Origin of the sequence: Rossellomorea sedimentorum, from assembly GCF_046237645.1 — a bacterium.
Classification (GTDB): Bacteria; Bacillota; Bacilli; order Bacillales; family Bacillaceae_B; genus Rossellomorea; species Rossellomorea sedimentorum.
This window is the reverse complement of record NZ_CP143546.1, coordinates 789,809-814,193: the sequence shown is the minus strand read 5'-3', so window position 1 is coordinate 814,193 and position 24,385 is coordinate 789,809. Positions and strand designations below refer to the sequence as shown.

Below are 24,385 nucleotides of genomic sequence, written 5' to 3'. Positions count from 1 at the left end.
CTTTGGCTTATAGCTGAAATGTTGTACCCCCTGACTGAGAGGAATACGTCCCAGGAGGAGAAAATTGCAGGGTGAATTATGGGGACTCAGTAGTTTCTAAATATTTTACTAAACAATCTTCATATATTTTCTCCATTTGAGGAAGAACATTCTCTACACTGAATGGCTGTACCAGTTGGACACTGAATTCTCCCATCCTCTCTAAAAGATCAGGCTCTTCTATCAACTTGGCAATATAGGAAGAAGTTTGTTCATAATCATTTACAGGTACCAGGTAGCCATTACATCCATGCACTATAAGGTCTGAACACCCTCGTATTTTATTTGCAATGATTGGTTTACCCGCTGACATTGCCTCCATGACTGCCTTTGGCAGGCCTTCACGTTTTGAAGTCAAGCAGAATACATCAGCAGCAGCAAGCAGTTCACCTATATCATTACGAAACCCTGTCATCATTACGCTCTCTTGCAGATTCATCTCTTTTATCCGTTTTTGAAGGGAGTATTCTTCGCTTCCTTCCCCGACAAATAGGCATATGATCTTTGGATAGCGGGGCTTTAACAACTCCAGCGCACGAAGCAGTTGAATTTGATTTTTATTACCATTTAATTCTGCTACACAAAGAATGACAAAAGCAGAGTCAGGAATACCCAGCTCTTCTCTTTTCCTGTTTCTTACCGCAACTTTGTCGACGTTCCTGAATTGAACGGTATCAACTCCGACCCCCGGTATGTATACAGCCTTCTTTTTTACCGGGAAAGAACTCGCTACCTCAGCATCCTCTTTATTAATCGTGATCAACACATCAGTCCACTTGGCGAAAAAACGTTCCACAACATAAAATAACCAATTTGATTTGGGACCCTGCTTATTAAAATGAAAACCATGAGCCGTATAAATCACATTGGGAAGACCCGCTTTCTTTGCAGCATATCTCCCAAGTATGCTTCCTACAGGTGTATGGACATGCACCAGTTTGTAATTTTCTTTTTTAAAAAGCCGGATCAACTGATAAAGAGCACGTGCATTTGCCGGGTGAAAAGGAAACCTTCTGAACTGAATATCGAAACACGTTACTTGTTCATCCAGTAATGTCTGTTTGCCATTGTCGCTCTTGGCAATCGCATGTACTTCAAACCCCTTCTCTCTTAACATCTTAATATATGGCAAATGAAAAGCCTCCAAATGACGAAAAACAGTCGCAACAAATGCAACCTTATGCATTTTCTCTAAACCCTGCTCCACTCTTACCAGAGCGAAGAATCTTTTTTGCCCGAATAAATTCAGGCTGATTTCTCCATTTCCACCTCAAGGCCACTATGATAAATTTTCCGAGCAGATTCTTTCCTCTATAGGTTTTCAGCTCATCTGCTTCCATTCCCCCAAAGCCTTTTTTAAACCGATTTATTCCTTGGAGTTCATTTTTGTCTAATGACAAACCACAAAGGTCATACCATTTACCTCCCTTTTTTTTAAAAGAGAGAATGGACCGCCAATGCAAGTAACGGTTTGCTCTTCCAATCAGATTTCTTTGCTCTGTGTCATCGGTGTTCTTAAAAGAAAAAGAATAAAGCATGATTGCCCGCTCTCCATCAAAGATGTACCCGTGACTACAAAGGAAAGACTCTTCCACATTTGCCCTCGTAATAACAAAAGCATTCTTATTACGATACGCCTTCAACTTATTAGAATTACAGGGCCGAATCTTTTTTTCCGCAGCAAACTTATTGAATGATTTAGTAAATTCTTCTATTTCCTTATCACTTGGTTTGTGTATTTCTGAGTATTTCACTCCCTGCCTTTCCGCTCTTTTTATCTCATAACGTACCTTTTTACTGAAATCGTTAAATAGTTCCTGTTTATCTTTTTCCAGATCGATCAGAAGTGTTCTGAATAATTTTTGAAAAGTAAAACTGCCTTCACTCCTCTTGAGCGGACTTACAGAATCCGGCAATAGACAAGAATGCATATGGAAGGCCGTCCCCGTCACTGATGGCGGGTCTCCGTATGAATAGGTTTCAGTGATATGGAAGATCCTGCTTTTATATTTAACTTCCAACAAATTACCAGCTCCTTTCATAAGTAGCCAAATCAATGCAGATTATTTCTGGTAATATTTGATGGTCCTCCTTAACCCTTCAGTTATATTTACTTTTGGTTTCCAATTCAGCAGTTTGACTCCTTTCGCATTATCAAGCAGGCTATGTTGAATGTCACCAGACCTTTTTTCTTTGAACTGAGGACTAATCTCTTTCCCCATTAAGGTTCTAATCTGTTGAAACAATTGAAGAATTGTTATACTGGTGCCGCTCGAAACATTCATCACGGTATTGTCAGCAGCGGTTAAAGCGGAAATATTAGCTTCTGCCACATCCCCCGCATAGATAAAATCCCTCGTTTGCATCCCATCTCCAAAGATGACAGGGGAACGATCCTTTAACAGGGAACGTATAAATATGGGAATAACTCCGCCTTCTCCCTTATCCCCCTGTCTTTCACCGTACACATTGGAATACCGGAGGGCAGTATACTTCAGTCCATGCAATTTAGATAGAACTTCTAGATATATTTCCGGAACATATTTTGAAGCGCCGTAGCATGAAATCGGCTTAATCTTCTCCTGTTCATTAAGTGCGTCAGCTCCATTCTCTCCATATACTGCTGATGTTGATGAATAAACCACTTTCATAACCTTGTAGTTGACACAAGCATTCAAGACATTCAAGCTTCCAAGGATATTAACATTCGCATCCATTAGGGGATCTATGACGGAACGGGAAACATCTACTTGAGCCGCCATGTGAATCACTGCCTCGGGCCTCTCTTTATCAAAAACATCAGCCAATTTTTGATCAGTAATATCAAGGCGGTACCATTTTGTTTGTTTATCTGGATTTCCCTTCCGATCGGCAGTATCTACAATGACAACCTTGTATCCCCTTTCTACTAACAAGTCAACAACATGGGAACCAATAAACCCATTACCTCCAGTTACCAAGACCTTCAGTGTGCCCACTCCTTTCGATTACACAGGACTCCCTTGTAACCCAATGTATGTCAAAGGGACGATTCACTTTCCAGATATCTATAAAAAAGACCTAATAGCTTTGAAAATTTTCTTCTGAGAAAAATTAACTGTAACATCAAAAAACTCTCATAAAATATAAACGATTGAATATGTTGTCTATTGACATATTGGAGATTTTATAACAACTTTCTTTTCCCTGGCCTGTTCTTAAGAAAAATGAACTTTAAGAAGTATATATGAAGCGTTCTTTGGTATTAACACCTAAAACGGCTACTGTTCAATTCGAATACGCTTCTAAAAGATATCCATGCATTAACCAGATCAGAAAATAATATACTCATTCTATCTGCCTGCACTAAATATATGGAATGATGGGAAGCAGAATGAAAATTAGCCTTTATTAAAGGAGGAGCAGCCGGGTGATAAAAATACTTCGAAGTTTAGCAGGCCTGAAATTACAACAGATTTTTTTTCCTACTGAGAATGCCATGGCCCCTTCAAAAGGGATAGCGCTTACCGGGGTCATACAATCAAAACATGCATTTGGGATATTATCTCCTATCGAAACACTACAAGTTGATCTGACCAAGCCTGAAGAGAAACTTTTTTCAGACATAAAAAAATCCACCCGGCAGCAAATCCGCCAAGCTGAACTAAAATACCGCTTAGTGGCGAAAGTCAATACAACCCCTGACGAGGAAACGATTTTAAATTTCAGAAAGTTTTACAATAAATTTGCCGCCCATAAACATACGTATAAGTGTAATGCTTTTCATTTGAAAACACTGAAACTTTTGGCAGAACAAAATTGTCTTGTGATCACAACAGTGGAAGATAGCGTAGGGGAGACAATATGCTATAGGGTGTACGCGACTGACGGCATAAGAGCAACATCCCTTTACTCGGCTGCTCATTTCCGGCAAGCAGCGGAAAAAGAACGTAAAAGGTTAATAAGTGCCGGACACCGATATCTTAAGTGGAAAGACATGCTTTGGTTTAAACACTCTGGATATAATATCTATGATTCAGGAGGCTTGACTGCTGATCCTAATATTCGAAACTTTAAATTGGAATTTGGCGGAGAAATTGTTAAAGAGTATTCAGGTTATATACCCACCAGTCTTTTGGGAAAAGCAATAATACTTATTAGGAAGTGGAAATTTAAAAAAGAATTGAGGGTGAAAACTTGAATGTGCAGGGGAAGTTTATCATTTCACTGGATTTTGAACTGTATTGGGGAGTGCATGACGTATTTACAATAAAGGAATATCGTGAAAATTTATTAGGAGCACGCGAGGTAATTCCTGAAATGCTTCGACTTTTTAAAGAATTTGATATTAGAGCGACATGGGCCACTGTCGGATTACTATTTTTTCATACAAAAGAAGAATTACTACCTTTCCTTCCTGAGATAAAACCGGCGTATTTTCAGGAATATCTTTCGCCCTACTCAAAGCTAGACGAGGTTGGTCCCGATGAACTAAAAGACCCTTATCACTTTGCAAGTTCTCTTGTCGATTTGATCGCTAAACATCCTGAACAGGAGATTGCGACCCATACTTTTTCTCACTACTATTGTCTTGAAAGCGGTCAAGATGTAAACGCCTTTGAAGCAGATTTACTAAAGGCCGTGGAAGTTGCAAAATCAAAAAACATCTCATTGACTTCCATTGTCTTTCCCCGAAACCAGGTCAATGAGCAATATCTGTCGATCTGCAAACAATATAATATATCCGCTTACCGTGGTAATGAAAAATCCAAGCTCTATTCACCGGTAAGCTACAAAAAAAGCCAATCCCCATTATACAAAATACTTAGATTCATTGATTCCTATGTGAATTTAACCGGCCACCATCTATACTCCCTTTCCGATTTGCCACAAAAACCGATCATCAACTTACCATCAAGCCGTTTTCTAAGGCCTTATAACTCAACATTACAATTCTTTGAGCCTCTTAAGCTGAAACGAATCAAAAATAGTATGACGAAAGCTGCAAAGGAAAACAAAATTTATCATCTGTGGTGGCATCCTCATAATTTTGGGCAACACCCAAAAGAGTCAATGGAAATCCTCAGGAAAATCTGCCTTCACTATGCATACTTGCAAGAGACTTATGGAATGCAAAGCATGACGATGGATAACATATCGCGAGAGCTTTCTCGTGATAAGGTAAAGGGAATTCATCCCAAATAGGAGAGCGGGCTCCTTCTAGGTTTTTGTGATTCATAGGGTACCGCGCGGGACCAGCGCTGGGTGTCATTCATGCGTTTGGCGACAAATGAGGTACCGCGCAGGACGAGCGCTGGGTGTCATTCAGAGGATTTGCGGGAAATGAGGTACCGCGCGGGACCAGCGCTGGGCGCAGGGTATCATTTTAGATTTTGGGCCAAGAGCGAAAAGCTGGCCCCCGCTGTAGAGCACAGGTCTTTATTGGGCTAATTTTTGTGGTCATGTGCCATGAATTTGGTACCCCTGGGCTTTATTGTCGGGACTTTGTGAATTTGACGCCATGTGCTGCACATGCAATGGGGAAACCATTCATGGGGTTCATACAGGAAGAGAAACAGTTGAAGTCGAGTATTAGAAATAAGAGTAAAAGAGGAGGCAGGGATTTTAATCCCCTGCCCCCTGCTTTTCATTTCATTCTACTGTATATGTATAATGAAACTCGGAATGCTTCTGAAACCCGAATCTCTCATACAGTCTTTGAGCATTATGGTTATCCTCTCCTGTTTCCAGTGTGAGGCCTTTTGCATTTGTTTCTTCAGCATACTTCCTGGCAGTATGAAGCAGTTCTTCCCCTACTCCTTTTCTTCTCGCTTTCTCTGTCACAAACAAATCATTCAGCAGCCAGTGCCTTTTCAAAGAGACCGAAGAAAAGATGGGGTACAACTGAGTGAATCCTAAAGGGATAAGTCCTTCTTCCCCTTCCTCAACAGAAAGGAAAATAACGGATTCACTCTTTGTGATCCTTTCCCTCAGGTACTCCTTGCAGCTCTCAAAGTCATCTTTTTGATGATAGAAGATTCTGTATTGATTAAAGAGCTCTGCCGCTAATTCAAGCTGATCCATATTCGCTTTAATGGTTTTCATTCTTTTTCCCCCTTGTGAAGATTTAATAAAACCTATTGTTATCTCTTCATTACTATGCCTTTTTCTTGATTTGGAATCGCTCTTTTCGTAAATATTGTTGCTATTTAATATAAAACTCAGGATAGATGCCTTTGCTCACAGTAAATATGCCGGTAAGCAAGAAAAGATCTTTTTCCTATCCAGATAAAAAACCCCTTGTCTCAAGGGAGAAATTGAATCTTTGGATTTTCCGAGAACCACATTCTATACGAAATGAAATAGACAAGATAGTTCAAATTGCTTTTTCTTTATAGTAACATAAAATATAGGATTTTTTTCCATAACTTATTACAAGGAGAGTTGTATGGCTTCCAAACAGGCAGATCTTATTATTAAAAGCAATGCTATTTTCACAGCGACAGCCCAAGAACCAATAGAAGGCGCCATCGCCATTAAAGATGACCGGATTTTGGCAATTGGGACAGAAGCAGAAATGGAACAATATACAGGCCCTCTTACAGAGGAAATCACCGCATACGACCAGCTGGTTCTCCCCGGATTCCACGACTTTCATGTTCACTTGTGGCTCGGGGCGATGTTTCAGGAATATGCCTCACTGACGTTTTGCGGCAGCGAAGAGGAAGCTGCGGACAGGATTGCTGAGTTTGCGATGGACAACCCTGAACATCCCTGGGTGCTTGGTTTTGGCTGGCACCATGTCAGATGGCCCGGCCAGCAGCTTCCGACCCGGCATTCACTGGACAGCCGGATACCGGACAGGCCCGTTTTTCTTCTGAATGAAGAGGCCCATAGTGCCTGGTTGAACACGAAGGCCCTCGAAGTACTTGGGATAAATGAAAATACACAAGAGCCTCCATTCGGAAAGATTGAAAAAGATGAGGCTGGAAAGCCGACCGGATTTCTTTACGAAACGGCTCTTGGGCTGGCCCTGCGCGCATTTGATCTTCCTGCTGAAAAAAAGAGCAGGCTGATGAATTCATTTTTGAAGAAAGCCGCTGAATATGGGATTACATCAGTAGCCGATATGCTCCCTTTACCTGGCTTTACTCTTGGGGATCTGGAAGAATACCGGAAATATGAGGAGGAAGGGCGGCTGTCGGTACGGATTCACTTCATGACACCGCTTGATGGGCAACTTGAAGACATGTCCTACTATAAAAATTTTCGTTCGGATAAACTTCAGTTTTCCGGCTTGAAACAATTTATTGATGGAGTTCCGCTTACCTATACCGGTTATCTTCTGGAGCCCTATTCCGACCGCCCTTCCACTTCAGGAGGGACGATTTACTCAAAAGAAACTTATTTTGACTGGATTGAAGAAGCAGATAGACTCGGGTACCGCGTAAGGCTGCATGCTTGCGGCGATGCAGCGGTCAGATTGGGACTGGATGCTTTTGAACATGCCCAAACCGTTAATGGAAAAAGAGATTCCAGACATACGATAGAACATATTGAAGTCATCCATCCTGATGATATACCAAGATTCTCTGCACTGGGGGTGCTTCCTTCCATGCAGCCGGAGCATTTAACATCAAGTTCTATGGAATCTCATGAATACATCGACAGACTTGGACCTGAAAGAATCCGATATACTTGGCCAATCGGGGAGCTCGAAGAAAGCGGGGCACAGCTCGTATTTGGCAGTGACTATCCCATCGTCGAGCTGAACCCGATGCTTGGAATCTATCGGGCTGTGACGAGAAAACATGAAGATGGAACTCCTGACGGAGGCTGGAATCCACAGCATAAAATCAGCCTTTCACAGGCAATCATCCACTATACGAAGTCACCTGCATACGCTAATTTCCGGGAAGGTGACCTGGGAACATTAGAAGCTGGAAAGAAAGCGGATATCACCATCCTTGACCGCAACCTATTTAAATGTGATCACGAGGAAATCAAAGAATGCAAAGTTCTGATGACCGTAATGGATGGCAAAATCGTTTTTCAACGTCGGAACGCCCGGTGAATTTTCTGAGTTGCAGATCGGTTCTTCAGTATGAAGTCAGCACATAGGCTTGACGCCTACAGGGTTCAATCCTACTCCTCTTTTACAGTTTAGGGGCAGTAGAAAAGCTCAGCCATATGGCTGAGCTTTTCTTATAAGACTCCTGAAAACAGCCTTGCGAAAGATTCTTTCGAACGCTCCACGATGCCTCGTTTATAATATTCAACAGGTCTTACCCTGACGCTGTCTTTCATATCTTCTTCGTAATGCGCAGACAGATCGCGGATCGAGCTGTTCCCCATGAGGAATACATTGACTTCAAAGTTCAAGTGGAAACTTCTCATATCCATGTTCGCAGTTCCTACAGAAGCAAGGTTTCCGTCCACGATAATGATTTTTTGATGCATGAACCCTTTCTTATAGGAGTAAATTTCCACCCCGCAGCGGATCAGTTCCGCGAAATATGACCTTGTTGCATATTGAGTAAGAAATCCATCATTTGTTTCGGGCACCATGATCCTGACTTCTATTCCTTTGGAAGCAGCAACCCGAAGCGCAGTCCTGATCGATTCCGTGGGCACGAAGTAAGGTGTTGCAATCCAGATGGAAGTCGTAGCCGAGGAGATTAATGAATAATACAGGTCACTCATGATGCCCAGTTGTGTATCCGGTCCGCTCGCGACAACCTGAACAGCCCCGTCCAGTTCCTCCGCCGGTATTTCGGGATGTTCCTGATACTTTTCAAGAATCATATCACCAGAAACGTACTCCCAATCCAGCAGGAAGACCGTATGTAGGGTAAACACCGCTCCACCTTCAAGCATCATATGGGTATCCCGCCAGAAACCGAATCTTTCATTCTCTCCCAGGTATTCTATCCCAACGTTTAGTCCCCCGACAAATCCAGTGACCCCATCAATGACAATGATCTTCCGGTGGTTACGAAAGTTGAACTTCTGATTGAAGAACCCGTATTTCAACGGGAGGAACGGCTGCACTTGCACTCCGGCTTCCTCCATGGCATGGATGTCTTTGGAAGAAAGGTGTATACTGCCGACGGCATCGAAGATAAACAAAACCTCAACGCCCTCTTTCGCCTTGTCAATCAGAATGCTAATGATTTCTTTCCCAAGGCGGTCTGACCGGAAAATATAATACTCCATGTGAATATACTTTTTAGCCTGCTTAAGTTTTTCTTTAATTTCAGAAAAAGTCTCATCACCATTTTTCAAGATCTTCGTTGTTGAAGACGTACTGATTGGCGACCAGGCAACTTTATTGGCAAATCTTGCAAAGCTTCGCTGGTTGTCCTGAAGGAAGGATAAATCCGGAGAGTTTTCCCGTTTGAGGAGCTTTTGCCACTCATCCCGGTCATTCTTCCGCTTGCTTTTAAACAGGTACCCCTTCAGATACAGCTGCCCTGAATATAAATAAAAGAAATAGCCAAACACAGGGAAACAGACCAATACATAAATCCACAGCAAAGAATGCTGGGCCGACCGGTTTTCCAGAATAAGCGAGAAGACGCTGATCAGGATGATAATGATGTATACAGCCGCTGCCCCCGCTTTAATATATGTATGAAATCCACTGGAGAGGAAGATATATACACATGCAATCAAGATAATGACGAATAAAAATTCAAGCCTTCTTTTTTTCATTTGACCAATCCCTTAAATTAAATAATGCTTCCCTTGGAAATTTTGACTCTGTCTTTTAGTGTTTCACTTTCTTCAATAAGTACTATAAAAGCTTAATTGTGTATTCCCCAATTCCTTCAATGGCTAACCCATCATTCCAGGTTTAACATCCGATAGAGTTGGAAAAAGACTACTACCATAAACGAAAGGGTGATTTTCGAATGAGTAAGGATAACGGAATGAAAGACAAATTAAAAGGTGAAGCAAAAAAAGCTGAAGGAGAAGTAAAAGAGAAAACAGGCAGAGCTACCGATAATCCTGAAATGCAGCGTGAAGGTAAAGCGGATAAAGGCGAAGGCAAGGTTCACGAAACAATCGGAAAAGCGAAGGATGATCACCGCTGATCCGTTTCTCCAGGCAGCTGCACTTTAAAGGGCACCCTGTGTAAGTCAGTTCAGGGCGCTCTTCTGTACATAGAATAGAACGATAATCAAAGCCCGGATTGATCATCATCAGTCCGGGCCTCCTGCTTAATCTTCTATGATTTTTCCGCCATGCAAGCGCTTCTTTTCAACCTCAAATTTCAATTCTCCGGCCATCTTTTCAAGAAAGCTTTCCTCTCTCTTGGTAACAATTGAAATGACCGTTCCAGATGCTCCCATCCGGCCGGTTCTTCCCGAACGGTGGATGTACTGTTTGGCATCAGTCGGGAACTCAAAATGAATGACATGTGTAACACCGCTGATATCCAGGCCTCTTGCCGCAACATCTGTTGTTAGCAGCATCGGTACTTTACCAGCCCTGAACTTATCGAGAGAATGTTTTCTCTCCATTTTTTTAGATTCTCCGGCCAGTACTTCCAGAGATGTTTTTTGGTATTTCAGTTTTTCTTCCGCTTCTGATAGTTTTTCCAGACTATTAAAAAAGACCAATGCTTTAATGCCTTCCACGTTGGAAAGCTTTCGAAGCACTTCCATTTTATCACGCTGTTCAGACAATATATATCCATGCTCCACCTCAGCAGAGGAAACGACTCCTTGATTGACCCGGATTACCTCGTAATTCTCCATCAGCTCGGACGCAACTTGATTGGTGCTGTCTGAAAGCGTGGCTGAAAAAAACAGAAGCTGCCTGTCCGCCATCGTTGACTTAATGATCTGCCGGACATTGTTAAGATGCTCATTGCCGATCATGAGGTCAAACTCATCCACTACGATTGTTTTCACTTCATGCATTTTCAATTTCTTCATCTTGATTAATTCCATAATCCGACCCGTGGTACCAATTACGATCTTGGGCTTCTTTTTTAGCTTTTCGATTTGATTTTTCACATTGGCACCGCCGATCAGGGCTATGCTGTTGATGCCGGTACCTTTCGCCCATTTTTGCACTTCCTGATGTATCTGCATGACGAGCTCATGGGAAGGCGCCAGTATCAATGCCTGGGCCTGCATTCTCTTTTCATCGATAGTATTTAAAATAGGCAGTAGGTAGGCCAGTGTTTTTCCTGTTCCGGTAGGAGATTCACATACGAGATTCTTTCCTTCCAAGATTTCAGGTATTGCTCTTTGCTGAACCTCTGTCAGCTCCGTAAATTCAGCGGTTTTCCATGCGTCCTGTAAAAAAGGCTTTAGATGTGTTAAAGATTCCATTTGTTAATTCCTCTCTCTATAAAGATGCTGTAGTTCATTTTACACGAAGTCGGCCATAAAAGCTGTTTTTAAAAGTGTTATACTTTAAGATGACAGGTCATCACGCCAGCGGCAAGGAAATAGTGACAGTTGTCCCCTTCCCCTTTTCACTCTGATACGTAATCGCACCCTGGTGGCGCTCGATGATTTTCTTGCAGACCGCGAGTCCGAGTCCCGTCCCTTTTTCTTTTGTTGAATAGAAGGGTTCTCCTAAATGGTCTATCCGTTCTTGTTCCATTCCGACGCCATTATCATGTACCTTGATAATGGCACGATCATCACTTTTGTAGGTTTCTACTTTTACCAGTCCGGATCCCTCGATGGCCTCAACCCCATTTTTGATAAGGTTGATCAGTACTTGTTTCAGTTGACTCTGGTCTGCCTTGACGTATAAGGGCTCTTTTTCAGCATGGAAAAAATCTATTTTAACATTATCCAAGTTCGCTTGTGCTTCCATGAGGACAAGCACCTGTTTGATAATATCATTGACCTCTTCTTGACCAAATACAATATCCTGCTGCTTGCCAAGAATCAGCATTTCGCCTGATATCAGGTTGATCCGATCAATCTCAGACAACATGATGGAAAGATGCTTATCCTCCACCTTCTTGGTCACCTGCATTAACTGGACGAACCCTTTTAATGAAGTAAGAGGATTTCGGACCTCATGAGCCACAGCTGCAGCTAATTGGCCAATGACGGATAATTTCTCCGAAGCGAGCATCATTTCTTCATTTTCACGGTAATGAGTGATATCTCTCGCAATCCCGAAAACACCGATAATTTTTTCATCTACAATGATTGGCAGCAGAGAACAGCGAAGGAGCCTTTCCTTCTTGAACTTGGTGATGACTTTCATTTCAAACTTTTCCGGATTTCCATGGAGGGCTTTTATAAACAGCCGTTCAACATTCTGCCGATCCACTGGATGAACAAGAAAATGGAGGGCTCTGCCTTTAAGTTCACTGCCAGTAAACCCGATAATCTTTTCTCCTTCAGGATTCAATGCTGCTAAGTATCCTTGGCGCGTGACTTCAAAAACGGCATCCGGATTATGGTTGAATAATGATTGATAATGCTGGTTGCTTTGTTGAAGCTGGATCTCTTTTTTCCTTAGAGTCTCAGTTGATTCCACCAATCTGGCTGCTCGTTGATAGACAAGTAAATATATAAGGATTCCCGTAATCAATATAAAAAACCAGCCTTTGTAACGCTGAAAGAAAACAAAGGCTTCCATATCATTATGGGCCATAATCAGCGAAAGCCTGTCAGAAAAAATGACCCACAATGCACCGATTATCACATAAACGACCGCTATTTTTCCTGCTATTTTCTTCGATTCATTCATGGATAATATCCCCTGTTAATTCCGTCGATTTATATACCTATAATACCTCAATTCAGGGAATTTATGTTACCTGCTTTTTTACCTACGTTTCAATCAAAACACCTCGGGATAATTAATAATTAAGCGAGGTGAAAACGATGTGGCAAAAATACAGATGCAAGGATTTCAGCAAAACAGGAAACGTAACACTTCCTAATCAATGGAGACAGAGGTTTGGGCTTTTACCTGGAAGACAGGCAGAAATTTGTTATGACGAGGAAACCATCGTCATAAAGAAACCTGAACAAAACAGCACAAACAATAAGCGGTACATTTCCGAAAAAGGTGCCATTCATATCCCAAAAGAAATCCGTGACCTTAGCGGCATTCAACCACATCAGGAATTTTGCCTGTTTGTTAATGAACAGGATAAGTGTTTTATCTTAAAAGTCATTTAAAGTTGCTTTCCATCATAACTGTTCAAATGAAACGCTGTTTTCGTATATATTGTTGCTCTCGGAAAAATCCAAAGACCCGGATTTTTCCCTTGGAGACAAGGGCTTTCTTCTCTGAAGAAGGTAAATTAGCTCTTTTCTTCCTTGTTTATCAGGCTATTTATGGTTAATTAAGTAGATATTTTTTAAAGTTTGTATTAAATAGCAACAAAGTTTACGAAAAGAGCCAAATGAAAATATCCCTGCAAGCTTCAAAGATAACAAAAAAGCGAAGCAACTTACATCACTTCGCTTAAATCAAATGCAATTATTAACTATTTGTAATCCTTATGACTTTCACTCCATGTGCTTCCAGTTCATCTGCCTGTGCAGCCGTCGTTTCTTCGTCTGTTAGAATGATATCCAACTTCTTTATTGGATACATGCTTGCGAATAAGTCCACACCGATTTTCGTATGTTCGGCCAGTGTTATGATCCTTCGGGAATTTTCATAGACCTTTTCATGGAAAAGGGCCACCTCAGGAGTCGCAGTGCTCAGGCCTCTTACTGTCAGACCGCCACCGGTTGCAAAACATAGGTCATAGTGGAACCGTTCAGCAAATTGAGCAGCAAGCGGATCCGTAATATTTCCCGAGGTTTTCATTTTTCCGCCGATTAAATACGTATGAATGTTTTCAAACTTTCTTAACTGATAGGCGATTTCCACAGAGTTTGTCACGACTGTAAAAGAAAAATCTCTCGGCAGAAAAGGAATCATGGCATAGTGGATGGATGCTCCCCCAATAAAAACCGTTTGGTCAGGGTTGATGTAAGCAGCCGCTTTCTCAGCGATTTGTTTCTGGCAAGGAGTGCTTTCACCGAATCTTTCTTCATTGTTCCGGGGCATCGACCTGACCGACGGCAAGGGGATCGCCCCTCCATGAGTCCTTTTCAACAATTGATCATCTTCCATAATCGATAAATCCCTGCGTATGGAATCAATAGAAACTTCAAACTGATCGGCAAGCTCTTTTACAAGAACCCTGCCTTCTCTTTCAAGAATTTCAAGGATCGTTTTCCTTCTTTCTTCTGAGAACATTATTTCCCCACCTTCCATCACTTTACTAATTCCTATTATTGCTTTGTTTTGCTTGTTTTGTCAAACGTATATTCACGTTTATTCATTTTAATTCTGATGTTAGTCGATCACTGTCTGAATGGAAGCTGTTCTAAAGGTCTTATGTTTTTTAGTTGAATTGCTTGAGTTTTTAATAATTCTCTTCGTATGTATTGTAGCTATTTGGATGAAGTAGTTGATTTCCGCTCCAATCAACCTTTGGGAAAGAAATCCAGGAGTTAGTGTAGAAGGAACATCCTCATAGAAACAGCCTTGTATTATACAGATTGAGGTTTTGTAAAGGACTTTAATTCACGCAAGTTGATTTTAAAGTCCTTTAAGAGCCTCCTAAAGGTCTTTAATTTACGCGTCGCTAACCTATTGTCCTTTAGCAACCTCCTCTACAAAATCACCTGCTTTTTCAAAGGCTCTTTTCTAAAACTTTGTTGCTATTTACTATTAAGTTCAAGAGATATGGCCAGAAATCACAGAAAATATCTTAGTCAGCAAGAAAGAAAAGAGCTATTCACCTTATTCAGAGAGAAAAGCCCTTGTACCCAAGGGAAAAATCCGGCCCTTTGGATTTTTCCGATAGCAACAATCTATACGAATACAGCTTTTTCAAATCAACAAAAAAACCAGTAATGGATACTGGCTTTTTCATCATCATATTTCAATCCTGTAAGAACTGCCGACACGCCTGACCGCAGGGGAGTCATTCAATTTGACAAGGATGTCCTCAAAGCTTTTTTGGGAGGCTTTATGGGTTACAAGGACAATTTCCGAAATGCTTCCCCTCTTAGGATTCTGCCAGATTTTCTCGACGCTGATTCCCTCTGTTGAAAACAGGGAGGTCACACCTGCAAGCGCACCTACTTCATCTTCGACCCAAAGTCTTAGGAAATACTTCTTGAATACCTCTTCAGCGTTTTTCAATTTTTTAGAAAACTGGGGTATCACTGCGCTGTGTCCGTTTACGCCCAACCTCATATTTCTCATGACACCGACAAGATCGGATACGACCGCTGTGGCTGTAGGCAGGCTCCCGGCTCCTGGACCGTAAAACATGGTTTCGCCGACCGCTTCCCCGTACACATATACAGCATTATTTTCATTTTTGACAGCGGCAAGCGGATGTGAAGCAGCAACCAAGGCAGGCTGAACTGTTACATCGATTTTATCATCGTCTCTTTCGGCTACCCCTATCAGCTTCATTGTATATCCAAGCTGTTTTCCATACTCAATATCCTCTTGAGTAACATTGGAAATTCCTTTGAATCCGACATCCCCAAGACCAACATTCATAGAAAAGCCCAGGGTAGACAGGATAGCCATTTTCCGTGCTGCATCCGTACCTTCTACATCCGCTGCCGGATCTGCTTCTGCATATCCAAGTTCCTGTGCCTCTTTCAATGCTTCCTCATAGGATTTTCCTTCGTCACTCATTTTTGTCAAGATATAGTTGGTGGTCCCGTTGACAATCCCGATGATTTTTTGGATCCGGTCTGAAGCGAAGCCATCGGCTACACTGCGCAGGATCGGAATTCCGCCTGCGACGCTCGCTTCATAAAATAAATCACATCCGTTCCTGGAGGCCGCTTCTAGTAGTTCCGGTCCATGCATGGCCATTAAATCTTTGTTCGCTGTAACGACATGCTTCTTGTTCTCAAGGGCTTTTAACAGCAGCTTCCGTGTCTCTTCTATTCCTCCCATAACCTCCACGAGAACGTCAATTTCTCTATCCTCAATGATTTCTCCAGGGTCTGTCGTCAACAGGACCTGTTCGACTTCGACACCTCTCTCCTTTTCAAGGTCCTGCACCAGGATTTTCTTTATCTTAACAGCGCATCCTACTCCATGGACCAATTTATCCTGATGATTATGAATCACCTTCACGACTCCCGATCCTACAGTCCCCAATCCTAATAATCCTATTGATATCTTCTCCAATCTTTGACCTCCTGTCCCTTATGTTCCTCTGGGTATTTTAGAAATGTATTCAGCAAGTTTTCAGGTATTCCTGCAAGAACCTTAGAATATTTTTCTTAACATGCATGTTGCACAAAGATTGATTGATTGTAAGATAGATATGTAATGTGAGATAATTTCATATTTTTACACAACACTAGGGACAGTCCGATTCAATCTCCTAAGGACCTCGACGGAAAAACGGTCGGGTATCCAGGGATTCCGCTGAATGAAGCCCTGCTGGATACAATGGTGAAAGCGGATGACGGCGACCCTGAGAAGGTGAAAACCATTGATGTCGGCTTTGAACTTGGTTCCTCTATCGTCAATGGAAAAGCAAATGCGGCCATCGGTGCGTACATCAATCTCGAAGTACCCATTCTTAAACATGAAGGCTACAACACACGCTATTTCATCCCGGTCGATTACGGCGTTCCAAGTTTCTATGAGCTCGTATTCGTCACCAACGATGCTACGTGGAATGACAAAGAAGAAAACATCCGTGCGTTCTGGCGTGCCGCTTCAAAAGGATATGACTTTATAAAGGAAAATCATGATGAAGCATTAAAGGTCCTGCTGTCAAACCAGGATGAAGCCAACTTCCCTCTCGTCGAAAAAGAAAGCCTTGGCATCCTTCTGCCAAAAATGGAATCTGAAGGAGAAGCGTTCGGGAGCCAGAGTGCCCCCTCTTGGCAGGAAACCATTGTCTGGCTGGAAGTGTCTGGTTTAATAGATGAAAAACCTATCACAGAAGATATTTTTATTAATATAGTAGAATAATAGAAAAGGCTGCGAATTGATCTCGCAGCCTGCTTTATTATCTGAAATCAAAATCCCCTGATGAGGTTTTTATCCTGATACTATATTTCCCCTCGCCCTTTTCCCCGGATATACGGTGATCGGCTTTCTCCTGATAATCTACACCTTTCACATCCATGTGGGCTTCACCTGAATTTCCTGAAAAATTGATCTTGAACGATTCCGGGCTATGATCAAAGTAGAGCATAACATCTCCACTGGATGCTTCAGCATCAATATTTCCTGTCAGTTCAGGTGCATGAAGATCGATCCCTCCGGAACTGGACTCAGCAGTGATATTTCCAACCCACTTCTTCACGATAATTCTGCCGGAGGAAGCTTTCGCATGAATGTCCTCAGCTTCCAGGTTTTGAAGCAGCACGGACCCGCTGCTTGTCTTAGTATGTATCTCTTTAGCTTCTATTCCGTTGAGTTGGATGCCGCCGCTGGTCGCTTTGCTTTTGAATTTGGATTGAGCTTTAATCCCGCTTGCTTCCACCTCGCCAGAACTTGCTTTGAAACTTATTTCCTTCGCTTCAAGATCCTTGGCCGAGATACTTCCGGAAGAAGTTTCAACCGTAAGCTTCTTATATATTTTCTCCGGAATCTCAACGGCCAGGCTAAGATCAGTCACATTAAACCCAATATTGAACCCGCTTCCTTGTTCGACCTTAACTCTGATACTCAGGCTTTCACCTTGTTGAATGACCGTCATTTCCACACCGTCTTTTAACTTGCTGCTGACTTCGCCTTGGAGCACTGCAGTGATTTCGTCAGACTTCCCGGGAAAAATCTCAACCTCTGCTGAAGAGCTGGAAATACCTATATTTTCAACCTCTGCACCTGCCATCGTTTTACGTTCATAAATGTCTTCCTTCTTCTTAAAACCAAGCATCGTTTCACTCCTTAATACTTCACTACTTCTAATATTCCATATATAATGCTTCATTCCTTTTTTTAACAAAGGCTCTTTTCTAAAACTTTGTTGCTATTTAATAGGATGTTCAAGAGATATAGCCATAATTTACAGAACCCTTTCAGTTAGATAAGCATTGTACCCGAGGGTTTGATTTTTCCGATAACAACAATCTATACGAATACAGTCTTTACAAAAGAAAAAGGGACCGACTATATAGTCATGTCCCTCATAAAAAATTATTCCATCCAAGTGTACATGTAATTCCTGTCCTCAACTTCATGCGCCTTCTTCACCACTTTTAAGGGGCGGAAAGTATCGATCATGACCGCGAGTTCCAAGGTCTCTTTTTTCCCGATACTGTTTTCTGTCGTGCCTGGGTGCGGTCCATGAGGGATTCCACTTGGGTGAAGGGTGATGGACCCTTCGCTGATCCCTTTACGGCTCATGAAATTTCCTTCTACATAGTAGAGAAGTTCATCACTGTTCACGTTGCTGTGATAGTAAGGCGCAGGGATGGATTCCGGATGATAATCATATAGGCGCGGGACAAAGGAACACACCACGAAATTGTGCCCTTCAAACGTCTGGTGTACCGGCGGCGGCTGATGGATGCGTCCGGTAATCGGCTCAAAGTCTTCGATATTAAAGACCCATGGATAGAGATAGCCATCCCACCCGACAACATCAAGTGGATGATGATTCAATACATGGGAATTCAACAGACCTCTTGATTTCGTAACGACTTCAAATTCGCCTTTTTCGCTATGCGTTTCCAGTTTTTCCGGTCCTCGCATATCCCTCTCACAAAATGGACTGTGCTCCAGCAGCTGCCCATATTCATTTCGATATCTTCTAGGCGTCGTTATTTGGCTGAAAGATTCAATAAATAGAATCTTCGTGTCTTCTTCAGGAATGACCCTGTAGATGGTGCCAATCGGGATGACGACATAATCACCGGGACGGTAATTCAATGTGCCGAACATCGTTTCCACCGTACCTTTTCCCCGGTGGATATAAAGCATTTCATCTCCATCACCATTTCGGTAGTAATTGTCCATTTTTTCCGTAACCAGGATGGTGCCGATCAGCAGGTCATCATTTCCAAGCAAATATTCCCTGGCTTTTAAGGCATCTCCCGATTTGGATACTTTATCTGTCAGGAGATGCCGGTGCTTCAGCTCCTGATTCTCTTCATATTCAGGAAGATAGGAGCCAAGTAGTTCAGCTTTCGCTACCTCTGTCGGCATATGATGATGATATAAAATGGATTGCGTTCCCGAAAAGCCTTTCGTGCCCATTACCTGTTCACGAAAAAGACTTCCATCCTCTTTTTTGAACATTGTATGGCGTTTATGCGGGATCTTTCCTAAAGTACGGTAATACATTAAAATCCTCCTTCCTTAACTTCATTCGTCAATTTCCCCAGACCGGTAATCTCAAGTTCAACAGTGTCCCCGGGCTCCAGCCATCTGTGGACGTCTGTCCCAAGCTCCAGGATGCAGCCCGATCCGACCGTCCCGGAACCGATGACTTCGCCTGGATACAAGGTAACATCGGCGGATGCTCTCTCAATCATCTCGGCGAATGTATAGTGAATGCTTTTGAAATTACCTGATGATAACTCTCGGCCATTCACTTTTGCGGTCATCCTTAAATCATAGCGGTCTCCTTCACGGTAAGGTTCCAGCTCATCCTTCGTGACGATGTAAGGCCCGATGGATGTTGCGAAATCCTTACCTTTGGCAGGTCCCAACCCGACTTTCATTTCTTCCCGCTGGAAATCCCTGGCGCTCCAATCATTCATGATGAAATACCCGAAAATATGTTCATCTGCGTTTTCTTTGGAGATATTACGGCCTTCCTTTCCAATGACACAGGCAATTTCCAATTCATAGTCCAGCCACCTGCAATTCTTTGGACGGTGGATAGTGTCTCCCTCACCTTTAACAGCAAGGTGATTTGTAAAATAAAAGACCGGCATTTCATACCACTCGGGAACGACGTCGAGTCCCCGATTTCTTCTGGCGGTTTTCACGTGTTCCTCGAATGCATAAAAGTCCCTTATGCTGACAGGTCTGGGAATCGGAGCTTTGAGCGATATATCCTCTAAGGCATATACTCCTTTTCCTTCAGCCCCCAGCCCCTGTAATACCTTCATATTCTGTTCACTGTTTTCTAAAAAAGAAAGGATATTGTCCGGCAGGGTCCCTATGCTTGCTTCATGAACATCCAGGACTGACTTGTCATCCAGGAGACACCCCAGCCTTACCTTACCTTCACGGTTTTGATAGCTAACGAGTTTCATACTGTCACCTTTTTCTGATCATCTCAAATGTTTCTGCCATCGGCTTTGTGTACATCTGGCCGGCCATTCTTCCAACTGGTTTTAATTTTTGCGTATCGATTTTGCCCTGATTGTAAAGTTCATCATCCACCCGGACATATTCCACCTTTCCAATGACAAGGCTTCCCGCACCGGCCTCTTCCCCAAAATGAAGCACCTGATGCAGCGTGCATTCCAGCTGTACTTTGCTTTCCTTGACAGCCGGCGGAGTCACCATTACCGAGCTCATCTTGGTCAAGCCGGTTTCCTCGAATTCGTCTACACCAGCTTCAAACTCGATTGCGGTATTGTTCATCTGCTCCGCAAATTCTTCGCTGACGACATTGATGACAAATTCTTTTGTGCTTTCAATATTGTTGAGCGTATCTTTCTTGCTTCCGTCCGTTCCCCTTCTCATCGGTGAAAAACAGACAAGCATAGGATCCGCACTGATGGCTGTAAAAAAACTGAATGGAGCAAGGTTGGCTCTTCCGTTCTCATCAACAGTGGAGACAAATGCAATCGGACGTGGAACGATCGATCCAACCAGCAGTTTATATGCGTCCTTCCATTCAAGCGTTTCCGGTTTCATTTCCATGGGATCTCTCCTCCTCTTCTGCTATGACCTGTTTTAATCCTTCGAGGAATGTACGGTTATCTTTTTCCGTTCCAACGGTCACCCTCACTGTAGTCGGGTATCCGAGCAAAGTGCCGGCACGGACGATGATCCCATGTTTCAGCAGGCCCGCTGCCACGATGTCCCCCCGGATGCGGCAATCCACCATGATAAAGTTGGATTGTGACGGAAAATAGGATAATCCCATTTTTTTAAATTCGGTTTGCAGGTAGTTCCTGCCTTCTTGATTCTTTATGGCACACTGCTCTACGAATGGTTGGTCTTCCAATGCAGCAATCGCCGCTCCCTGAGCAAGCCGGCTTACGTTAAATACATCTTTCACCTTGGTCAACTGCGTTGCAATCTCCTCATTCATGACACCGAACCCGATTCGCAGTCCAGCCAGACCGTAGATTTTGGAAAAGGTCCTAAGCACGATTAAGTTTTCAAATTGCTGCAGGAGCGGAATGCAGTGTAAATAATCCTCTGTTGTCACATATTCCACATAGGCTTCATCCACGATAATCAGAACGTTTGAAGGGACGTTTTCCAAGAAGTTTAAAAGTTCTTCTTTCCCGTTTATTGTCCCGGTAGGATTGTTGGGATTGCAGACGAAAACCATTCGGGTCTTGTCTGTGATTGCTGAAAGCATTGCTTTTAAATCATGTACCCCTTCAACGAGAGGGACAATGACCGGTGTTCCTCCTTCAAGGAATACATTCGTTCTATACCTTGGAAATGTGACATCCGCCATGACGGCTTCATCACCTTCATTGATATAGGCTCTGGTCAGCAGCCGGATAACTTCATCAGACCCGTTTCCGAACACCAGCTGTTCCTGGTTGACATCCAAAAACTCACTAGTCTTCTTTTTCAGTGCTTGTGCCATTCCGTCCGGATAAAGGTAGATATCCGATCCCCCGGTGCTGAGATAGGCTTTTACTTTCGGGGAGCAACCATATATATTCTCATTTTCCGATAGCTTGCGGATTTCCGAGAGTCCGAGTTCTGCTTTTATATCCTCTATGCTCTTCCCCAAGACATAGGGTGCGATCTCTTCTACTCTTTTTCTTGTTTTGAATTTCACGGTCACTCTTGACCCCCGCTTTCTTCTTGAAACTTTGACACCCTGCATCTATCAAAATTAAGGCAGGATTGTCTTTATAATTCTTGTACGTTATGTTACAGAAAGGCTGTTTCATATCTCAGTATAGGCCTTTTGTGTGGAGATAGTTGACCCGTGCCAACATCCTTTTTTGAGGAATGCCAATTTCTTTTTTATGCTTAATCAACGTACTCTATGCATCTCTGTGACGGTGTCGATTCTGGGCCAAGATCTATTCCGCAACCCCATTGAGCCTCTTTGACGGTGTCGATTTGGCGCCAAGACCTATTCCGCAACCCCATAGACTCTCTTTGACGGTGTCGATTTGGTGCCACGATCTATTCCGCAACCCCATAGACTCTCTTTGACGGTGTCGATTCGGTGCCAAGACCTATTCCACAACCCCATAGACTCTCTTTGACGGTGTCGATTTGGTGCCACGATCTATTCCACAACCCCATAGACTCTCTTTGACGGTGTCGATTCTGGGCCAAGATCTATTCCACACCCCCATAGACTCTCTTTGAAGGTATCGATTCTGGGCCAAGACCTATTCCACAACCTCATAGACTCTCTTTGAAGGTGTCGATTCTGGACCATGACCTATTCCACAACCTCATAGACTCTCTTTGACGGTGTCGATTCTGGGCCAAGACCTATTCCACAACCTCATAGACTCTCTTTGACGGTGTCGATTCTGGGCCAAGACCTATTCCACAACCTCATAGACTCTCTTTGACGGTGTCGATTCTGGGCCAAGACCTATTCCACAACCTCATTGAGCCTCTTTGACGGTGTCGATTTGGCGCCAAGACCTATTCCGCAACCCCATTGAGCCCTTTTGACACTATCGATTCCTCGTCATGTTCTATTCCGCAACCTCATAGACTCTCTTTGACGGTGTCGATTTGGTGCCACGATCTATTCCGCAACCCCATTGAGCCTCTTTGACACCATCGACTTCCCGTCAAGACCTATTCCACAACCCCATCGACTCTCTTTGACTGCATCAGTTCATCTCAAGACTTAATCAATAGTGTCTAGAGGACCGAAAACAATACTCTCCAGAAAAGTACATCTACTTCTCGTATCTTCCGGGTTACAGAAAAGGGAGCCCCTCCAAGGTGCCAATCATCTTGTATGATAGATTGAACATGACTCCTTCCTTGGATGGGACATCCCTTCATTGGCAAACGTACAAAGGCTCTTTAATGCTTAATTTTATAAGTTACCGCGGCGTTCTTGCTCGCGTTCGATGGATTCGAACAACGCTTTAAAGTTTCCTTCACCGAAGCCTCTGGCCCCTTTTCGCTGAATCACTTCAATGAACAATGTCGGTCTGTCGACGATTGGCTTAGTAAAGATCTGTAGAAGGTAACCTTCGTCGTCCCTGTCTACCAGAATCTTTAGTTCTTTTATTTTTGAAATCTCTTCATCTATCTCTCCTACACGTTCTGACAGCATGTCATAGTAAGTATCAGGAGTATCAAGGAACTCTACTCCGTTCTCTTTCAAGATAGAGATCGTCTCAACGATATCCTCCGTCAATATGGCGATATGCTGAACACCTGGGCCGTTATAGAACTCTAGGTATTCCTGGATCTGCGACTTTCTTTTTCCGTCAGCCGGTTCGTTGATCGGGAATTTAATCCGTCCGCCGTTATGCATAACCTTAGACATCAGAGCCGAGTATTCTGTGTTGATATCATCATTTGTAAAATGTCTCATTTCCTTGAAGCCCATCACTTTTTCATAATAAGACACCCATTCTTCCATTCTTTCCACGTTCCCTACCACATGGTCGACCGCAATAATCCCTGCATCCTTGAATGGGATCTTCATTTCCATTGCTTCAAAACCTGGCATGAATACACCTTTGTAGTCTTTACGCTCAACAAGTGTATGGATGGTATCACCGTATGTACCGATAATCGCCTTCTTGATGGTTCCGTTGTCATCAGACAAAGTCATTGGAGGAGTGATTTCAATGGCACCTCGTGATACAGCTTCACTGTAAGCCTTTTCAACATCATCCACAACAAGAGCGATATCTTTGATGCCGTCGCCGTGTTTTTTGACAAAAGTTGCTACGCGGCTGCTTTCCGTAAGTGATCCTGTTATCAGCATGCGCACTTTATTTTGCTGCAACACATACGATACGGTTTCACGGTTCCCCGTTTCCAATCCGGAATAGGCAACAATCTTGAATCCAAACGCTGTACAGAAATAATGGGCTGCCTGTTTCGCATTGCCCGTATAATATTCCAAATAGTCTACGTCTCTTACTGGGAAGAAATCTTCTACCTGCTGGTTGTTGTTTGCTTCAGCCATTTTACCTTGCATCTTAACTACCTCCACTTTTTTTTATTTATTATT

The 24,385-nt window shown here is 42.9% G+C and carries 21 protein-coding genes; 6 read left to right on the top strand and 15 right to left on the bottom strand.

What is annotated here, in order from left to right:
• Positions 1 to 76 precede the first annotated feature (76 nt).
• The 3 genes from V1502_RS03955 to V1502_RS03945 are packed head-to-tail and all read right to left on the bottom strand — an operon-like array spanning position 77 to position 2,999.
• Entirely contained in the window at positions 77 to 1,225 is a 1,149-nt protein-coding gene (locus V1502_RS03955; RefSeq protein ID WP_409253097.1) for a glycosyltransferase family 4 protein, read from the bottom strand.
• Positions 1,218 to 2,063: a hypothetical protein gene (locus tag V1502_RS03950; RefSeq protein ID WP_409253096.1), complete on the bottom strand. Its 846-nt coding sequence runs from the start codon at positions 2,061 to 2,063 to the stop codon at positions 1,218 to 1,220. Before V1502_RS03950 ends, V1502_RS03955 begins: the two co-directional genes overlap by 8 nt.
• A 39-nt stretch (positions 2,064 to 2,102) precedes the next feature.
• Complete coding sequence (locus V1502_RS03945; protein WP_409253095.1) at positions 2,103 to 2,999, bottom strand: NAD-dependent epimerase/dehydratase family protein; 897 nt, start codon at positions 2,997 to 2,999, stop codon at positions 2,103 to 2,105.
• Positions 3,000 to 3,448: 449 nt separating this feature from the next.
• Here V1502_RS03945 and V1502_RS03940 point away from each other — a divergent pair, with 449 nt between their 5' ends.
• Together V1502_RS03940 and V1502_RS03935 are read left to right on the top strand one after the other, a co-directional pair.
• Positions 3,449 to 4,219, top strand: a complete 771-nt coding sequence (locus V1502_RS03940) for a hypothetical protein (protein WP_409253094.1) — start codon at positions 3,449 to 3,451, stop codon at positions 4,217 to 4,219.
• A gap of 2 nt (positions 4,220 to 4,221) precedes the next feature.
• Positions 4,222 to 5,223 carry a polysaccharide deacetylase family protein gene (locus tag V1502_RS03935; protein WP_409254276.1) on the top strand — a complete coding sequence of 334 codons (1,002 nt, stop codon included), beginning with the start codon at positions 4,222 to 4,224 and terminating at the stop codon, positions 5,221 to 5,223.
• Between the two features lie 447 nt (positions 5,224 to 5,670).
• On the opposite strand, the gene V1502_RS03930 is transcribed toward V1502_RS03935, so the two are convergent.
• Positions 5,671 to 6,123 carry a GNAT family N-acetyltransferase gene (locus V1502_RS03930; RefSeq protein WP_409253093.1) on the bottom strand — a complete coding sequence of 151 codons (453 nt, stop codon included), beginning with the start codon at positions 6,121 to 6,123 and terminating at the stop codon, positions 5,671 to 5,673.
• A 343-nt stretch (positions 6,124 to 6,466) separates the two neighbouring features.
• On the opposite strand from V1502_RS03930, the gene V1502_RS03925 reads away from it, so the two are divergent.
• Complete coding sequence (locus V1502_RS03925; protein ID WP_409253092.1) at positions 6,467 to 8,092, top strand: amidohydrolase; 1,626 nt, start codon at positions 6,467 to 6,469, stop codon at positions 8,090 to 8,092.
• 131 nt (positions 8,093 to 8,223) lie between these two features.
• Here the strand turns inward: V1502_RS03925 and cls are convergent, their stop codons facing one another.
• Positions 8,224 to 9,732, bottom strand: coding sequence for a cardiolipin synthase (gene cls, locus V1502_RS03920; RefSeq protein ID WP_409253091.1), 1,509 nt, complete (start codon positions 9,730 to 9,732; stop codon positions 8,224 to 8,226).
• 200 nt (positions 9,733 to 9,932) lie between these two features.
• On the opposite strand from cls, the gene V1502_RS03915 reads away from it, so the two are divergent.
• Positions 9,933 to 10,115, top strand: a complete 183-nt coding sequence (locus V1502_RS03915; protein WP_409253090.1) for a CsbD family protein — start codon at positions 9,933 to 9,935, stop codon at positions 10,113 to 10,115.
• 126 nt (positions 10,116 to 10,241) lie between these two features.
• Here the strand turns inward: V1502_RS03915 and V1502_RS03910 are convergent, their stop codons facing one another.
• Both V1502_RS03910 and V1502_RS03905 read right to left on the bottom strand, forming a co-directional pair.
• Positions 10,242 to 11,363, bottom strand: a complete 1,122-nt coding sequence (locus V1502_RS03910; protein WP_409253089.1) for a DEAD/DEAH box helicase — start codon at positions 11,361 to 11,363, stop codon at positions 10,242 to 10,244.
• Positions 11,364 to 11,463: 100 nt separating this feature from the next.
• On the bottom strand, positions 11,464 to 12,750 hold the full coding sequence (locus V1502_RS03905; protein WP_409253088.1) for an ATP-binding protein: 1,287 nt from the start codon (positions 12,748 to 12,750) through the stop codon (positions 11,464 to 11,466).
• A 137-nt stretch (positions 12,751 to 12,887) separates the two neighbouring features.
• Here V1502_RS03905 and V1502_RS03900 point away from each other — a divergent pair, with 137 nt between their 5' ends.
• Complete coding sequence (locus V1502_RS03900) at positions 12,888 to 13,187, top strand: hypothetical protein (protein ID WP_409253087.1); 300 nt, start codon at positions 12,888 to 12,890, stop codon at positions 13,185 to 13,187.
• Between the two features lie 307 nt (positions 13,188 to 13,494).
• Here V1502_RS03900 and V1502_RS03895 read toward each other — a convergent pair whose 3' ends face one another.
• Both V1502_RS03895 and V1502_RS03890 read right to left on the bottom strand, forming a co-directional pair.
• The gene (locus V1502_RS03895; protein WP_409253086.1) at positions 13,495 to 14,262 is read right to left on the bottom strand and encodes a DeoR/GlpR family DNA-binding transcription regulator; all 768 of its coding nucleotides are present in this window, start codon (positions 14,260 to 14,262) and stop codon (positions 13,495 to 13,497) included.
• 684 nt (positions 14,263 to 14,946) lie between these two features.
• A complete protein-coding gene (locus V1502_RS03890; protein WP_409253085.1) occupies positions 14,947 to 16,230 on the bottom strand; it encodes a homoserine dehydrogenase in 1,284 nt (427 codons plus the stop codon).
• A gap of 159 nt (positions 16,231 to 16,389) precedes the next feature.
• On the opposite strand from V1502_RS03890, the gene V1502_RS03885 reads away from it, so the two are divergent.
• Positions 16,390 to 17,028 (top strand): ABC transporter substrate-binding protein, encoded by a 639-nt coding sequence (locus V1502_RS03885; protein ID WP_409254275.1) that lies wholly within the window; start codon positions 16,390 to 16,392, stop codon positions 17,026 to 17,028.
• Positions 17,029 to 17,065: 37 nt separating this feature from the next.
• Here V1502_RS03885 and V1502_RS03880 read toward each other — a convergent pair whose 3' ends face one another.
• The 6 genes from V1502_RS03880 to hppD all read right to left on the bottom strand — a co-directional run bounded on the left by V1502_RS03880 (position 17,066) and on the right by hppD (position 24,352).
• Positions 17,066 to 17,941 carry a DUF4097 family beta strand repeat-containing protein gene (locus V1502_RS03880; RefSeq protein ID WP_409253084.1) on the bottom strand — a complete coding sequence of 292 codons (876 nt, stop codon included), beginning with the start codon at positions 17,939 to 17,941 and terminating at the stop codon, positions 17,066 to 17,068.
• 260 nt (positions 17,942 to 18,201) lie between these two features.
• Positions 18,202 to 19,350 (bottom strand): homogentisate 1,2-dioxygenase, encoded by a 1,149-nt coding sequence (locus tag V1502_RS03875; protein ID WP_409253083.1) that lies wholly within the window; start codon positions 19,348 to 19,350, stop codon positions 18,202 to 18,204.
• Positions 19,350 to 20,270, bottom strand: coding sequence for a fumarylacetoacetate hydrolase family protein (locus tag V1502_RS03870; protein ID WP_409253082.1), 921 nt, complete (start codon positions 20,268 to 20,270; stop codon positions 19,350 to 19,352). The genes V1502_RS03875 and V1502_RS03870 overlap by 1 nt, the downstream gene beginning before the upstream one ends.
• 4 nt (positions 20,271 to 20,274) lie before the next feature.
• On the bottom strand, positions 20,275 to 20,886 hold the full coding sequence (locus tag V1502_RS03865) for a flavin reductase family protein (RefSeq protein WP_409253081.1): 612 nt from the start codon (positions 20,884 to 20,886) through the stop codon (positions 20,275 to 20,277).
• Positions 20,861 to 21,997 (bottom strand): histidinol-phosphate transaminase, encoded by a 1,137-nt coding sequence (hisC, locus tag V1502_RS03860; RefSeq protein WP_409253080.1) that lies wholly within the window; start codon positions 21,995 to 21,997, stop codon positions 20,861 to 20,863. The genes V1502_RS03865 and hisC overlap by 26 nt, the downstream gene beginning before the upstream one ends.
• A gap of 1,233 nt (positions 21,998 to 23,230) precedes the next feature.
• Entirely contained in the window at positions 23,231 to 24,352 is a 1,122-nt protein-coding gene (gene hppD, locus V1502_RS03855) for a 4-hydroxyphenylpyruvate dioxygenase (protein WP_409253079.1), read from the bottom strand.
• Positions 24,353 to 24,385 lie beyond the last annotated feature (33 nt).

Excerpts from the sequence above, each read along its gene's own strand:
- V1502_RS03955 (WP_409253097.1), bottom strand. The coding sequence starts at position 1,225 with ATGCATAAGGTTGCATTTGTTGCGACTGTTTTTCGTCATTTGGAGGCT.
- V1502_RS03930 (WP_409253093.1), bottom strand. The coding sequence starts at position 6,123 with ATGAAAACCATTAAAGCGAATATGGATCAGCTTGAATTAGCGGCAGAG.
- V1502_RS03925 (WP_409253092.1), top strand. The coding sequence starts at position 6,467 with ATGGCTTCCAAACAGGCAGATCTTATTATTAAAAGCAATGCTATTTTC.
- cls (WP_409253091.1), bottom strand. The coding sequence starts at position 9,732 with ATGAAAAAAAGAAGGCTTGAATTTTTATTCGTCATTATCTTGATTGCA.
- V1502_RS03915 (WP_409253090.1), top strand. The coding sequence starts at position 9,933 with ATGAGTAAGGATAACGGAATGAAAGACAAATTAAAAGGTGAAGCAAAA.
- V1502_RS03910 (WP_409253089.1), bottom strand. The coding sequence starts at position 11,363 with ATGGAATCTTTAACACATCTAAAGCCTTTTTTACAGGACGCATGGAAA.
- V1502_RS03905 (WP_409253088.1), bottom strand. The coding sequence starts at position 12,750 with ATGAATGAATCGAAGAAAATAGCAGGAAAAATAGCGGTCGTTTATGTG.
- V1502_RS03900 (WP_409253087.1), top strand. The coding sequence starts at position 12,888 with ATGTGGCAAAAATACAGATGCAAGGATTTCAGCAAAACAGGAAACGTA.
- V1502_RS03895 (WP_409253086.1), bottom strand. The coding sequence starts at position 14,262 with ATGTTCTCAGAAGAAAGAAGGAAAACGATCCTTGAAATTCTTGAAAGA.
- V1502_RS03880 (WP_409253084.1), bottom strand. The coding sequence starts at position 17,941 with ATGCTTGGTTTTAAGAAGAAGGAAGACATTTATGAACGTAAAACGATG.
- V1502_RS03875 (WP_409253083.1), bottom strand. The coding sequence starts at position 19,350 with ATGTATTACCGTACTTTAGGAAAGATCCCGCATAAACGCCATACAATG.
- V1502_RS03870 (WP_409253082.1), bottom strand. The coding sequence starts at position 20,270 with ATGAAACTCGTTAGCTATCAAAACCGTGAAGGTAAGGTAAGGCTGGGG.
- V1502_RS03865 (WP_409253081.1), bottom strand. The coding sequence starts at position 20,886 with ATGGAAATGAAACCGGAAACGCTTGAATGGAAGGACGCATATAAACTG.
- hppD (WP_409253079.1), bottom strand. The coding sequence starts at position 24,352 with ATGCAAGGTAAAATGGCTGAAGCAAACAACAACCAGCAGGTAGAAGAT.